4 protein-coding genes are annotated in these 2,963 nt (G+C 66.1%); all 4 read left to right on the plus strand.

Translation table 11 applies throughout. The annotated features are described in order from the left end of the window. The coding region (locus RTN46_RS15005) for a hypothetical protein (protein WP_312182564.1) at positions 1–688 on the plus strand (688 nt) is incomplete at its 5' end. Next, entirely contained in the window at positions 681–977 is a 297-nt protein-coding gene (locus tag RTN46_RS15010) for a transcriptional regulator (protein WP_312182565.1), read from the plus strand. The genes RTN46_RS15005 and RTN46_RS15010, both read left to right, overlap by 8 nt. A gap of 39 nt (positions 978–1,016) precedes the next feature. Then, positions 1,017–1,976 (plus strand): ABC transporter ATP-binding protein, encoded by a 960-nt coding sequence (locus RTN46_RS15015; protein WP_312182567.1) that lies wholly within the window; start codon positions 1,017–1,019, stop codon positions 1,974–1,976. Further along, positions 1,973–2,785, plus strand: coding sequence for an ABC transporter permease (locus tag RTN46_RS15020; protein ID WP_312182569.1), 813 nt, complete (start codon positions 1,973–1,975; stop codon positions 2,783–2,785). Before RTN46_RS15015 ends, RTN46_RS15020 begins: the two co-directional genes overlap by 4 nt. The last annotated feature ends 178 nt before the right edge of the window (positions 2,786–2,963 follow it).

A 2,963-nucleotide genomic window follows, 5' to 3' on the forward strand; every position in this document is an offset into this window, starting at 1 on the left:
GCCACAAGGTCCCGCCCGCGCCGTTGCACAAGGTCCCGCCCAGCCACTGGGCCCCGGGACCGACCCCGCACTGGACCTGAGGGCCGCTCTCGCCGTGGTCCAGGATGCGGAGCGGGCCGCCCGCCGGAACCTGGGTGGCAACACTCCCCAGGCCTATCTCATCTGGGGCCTAACCTGGGTCGTCGGCTATGGCGCTCTCTGGGCCAGCCAGAAGGGCTCGCCCCTGGCACCGGAAACAGCATTGGTCATCCTCGGTGTCGCCCTGGCAACAGCCACCGTCAGCACCATCATGATTTTTGCCCGGAGCTCCAAGGGCATTCGCGGGCAGTCTGCCTTCCAAGGCGGAATGTACGGAGCGGCCTGGGCCCTGGGGTTCACCGTGATGGGCATCATCAGCAGCATCATTGGCAGGCTAATCGAGGACTTCTGGCTGCGCGGCATGCTCGTCAACTCGATTGCCGTGCTCATCGTTGGCCTGCTCTACATCACGGGCGGAACCACCTTCAACGACCGGGCACAGTCCTACCTGGGGGTCTGGCTGCTCGTGGTAACACTCATTGGCCTCATGTCCGGACCGGATCACTTCCTGGCAGTGTTCCTTTTCCTAGGCTCCCCCGGGCTGCTGCTGGGAGCACTGGTGGAGTACCTGCGCACCCGCCGGCGCCGAACGGCAGCAGCCGATGCCTGAACTCGACCCCGTAATCCATGCCGAATCCCGGCTGCGCACCCTGACCACGCTCAACGAGGTCGGTGAGAACAACCGGATTGCCTTCACCAAACTGCAGAAGCTGCTCGAAATGACTGCGGGCAACCTCTCCACCCACCTCCGGAAGCTAGAGACGGCTGGCTACGTGGAAGTCACCAAGACCATCGAGGGCCGCACGCCCGCCACCTACGTCGGCATCACCCCCGAAGGCAAAGCGGCGTACGCACGCTACCGCCGCAACCTGAAGGACCTGCTTTCCGGCCTTTCCTAACCTGCCGGCCACCGGCATCAGCGCAAGGAGAATCTAGACATGAGCATCCCCAGCCCCCGCGGCGGTCCGAAGACAGCGGCCGGTACCTTGGCTGCGGTCCACTCCGTGAGCAAAAGCTACGGCGGCACCAAAGCACTGGACGCAGTGAGTTTTGCCGTCGGTGCGGGAGAAACCGTGGGACTCCTCGGACCTAACGGAGCCGGCAAGTCCACTCTGCTTAACCTCTTGAGCGGACTGCGGCAGCCCGATTCCGGGACGGTCGAACTCTTCGGCCAGAATCCACGCAATCCGCTGGCCCGGCGGGAGCTGGGAACCACACCGCAGGCGACCTCCGTTCCGGCAACCCTGCGGGTTCGGGAAACCGTGGATTTCGTGGCCGCGCACTACGCCGATCCGGTCCCGACGGCTGAGCTGCTGGACGGCTTCGGCCTGGGGCAGGCCGCCGGCAAGCAGTGCGGCGGACTCTCCGGTGGGCAGCAGCGGCGCCTGCTGGTGGCGCTGGCGCTCGTGGGGCGTCCCCGGCTTGTGATCCTGGACGAGCCGACAACGGGCCTGGACGTCGAGGCGCGGGAGAACCTCTGGGAGCGTCTGGAAGATTACCGGGCCGGCGGCGGGACGCTCCTCATTACCAGCCATTATCTGGAGGAGATCCAGACCCTGGCCAGCCGCGTCGTCGTGATCAACGAGGGCTCCGTGGTCGCGGACGGCAACGTCGACGAGATCCGCGGACGGGTCAGCGTCTCCAGAGTTTCCTTCCACACCGGGCTGCCGGCATCGTCCTTCGAGACGATGCCCGGGACCTTTTCAGTGTCCGTCTCTGCCGCCGGCACCACCACGATCCTTACGCACGACGCCGATGAAACGGTGCGCCTGCTCGTCGGCGGAAACGTGGGGTTCAGCGGCCTGGAAGTGCACGCCGCAAGCCTCGAGGAAGCCTTTCTTTCACTCACCCACGCCGGAGAGTCCACTCCTGCCCCTGAACGGAGAGCAGTCCGATGAGCAGCACCACCGCAACGGCACGCCCGCTGGAGACAAAATCGCAGCTGCACCTGATTCGCACCCACACCCGGGCCCAGGTCCTGGAACAGCTGCGGATTCCGGTGGCAGTGCTGTCCTCCACCATCTTCCCTACCTTGGCGCTGGTGTTCTTCGTGCTCCCGCAGACAGCGGTGACCTCAAACCCGCTGGCCTCGCTGACGGCAATCGCGCAGCTGGCCGTGTTCGGAGTGATGAGCGCGTTCCTGTTCAACTACGGAATCGGGGTGGCGGAAGAGCGGGCCAATCCGTGGAGCAGCTATGTGCGGACACTGCCCGCCGGCGAGGTTCCGGCGACTGTCGCCCGCGCCCTGACTGCCATGATGTTCGCGTTCTTTGCCCTGGTGCCGGTCCTGGTGGTGGGTGCCCTGACCACTGCCGGAATGGACCTGTACCTGGACGGGACCCTGCCGTGGTGGCGGGTGCCGCTGGCAGTGGCCGTGTGGCTGCTGTGTGGACTGCCGTTCCTGTTCCTGGGCCTGCTGATCGGCTACCTGTGCACGTCCAAAGTCGCGATTGCGGTGACCCAGGTGGTCTTCTTTCCGCTGGCCTTTGCCGGCGGAATGATGCTGCCGCCGGCAATCTTCGCTCCCGGCTTGGACCTCTTCTCCCGGTTCCTGCCTTCACGGGCGGCCCGTGACCTGTCAGTGTCAGCGCTCTCCGGTGAACCGTTTGAAGCGTCGGCGGTCATCTGCTTCCTGGCATGGACTGCGGTGCTCGCCGCCGGGGCGATCTGGGCCAACCGCAGGGATCAGGGACGCCGTTTCCGCTAGTAGTCCCGGGGACCTAGCGGGAACCGAAGAATTCGCCGTGTTCACTCTGGTAGCCGAGGGCACGGTCGGTTGAGCTGCTGGGCCCGGCTGGCAGGGCCATGACCCGGTGCGTCCGCGCAGCCAGGGCAGCAAGGCCAAGCGGCCGGCTGGTCTGCCGGGAGGCCGGCGGGCGCTGGCC

The sequence above is a fragment of the Arthrobacter sp. genome, from assembly GCF_031988865.1.
In the GTDB taxonomy this organism is placed as follows: Bacteria; Actinomycetota; Actinomycetes; order Actinomycetales; family Micrococcaceae; genus Arthrobacter_B.

Coding starts and splice junctions, on each gene's coding strand:
- RTN46_RS15015 (WP_312182567.1), top strand. CDS start 1,017: ATGAGCATCCCCAGCCCCCGCGGCGGTCCGAAGACAGCGGCCGGTACC.
- RTN46_RS15010 (WP_312182565.1), top strand. CDS start 681: ATGCCTGAACTCGACCCCGTAATCCATGCCGAATCCCGGCTGCGCACC.
- RTN46_RS15020 (WP_312182569.1), top strand. CDS start 1,973: ATGAGCAGCACCACCGCAACGGCACGCCCGCTGGAGACAAAATCGCAG.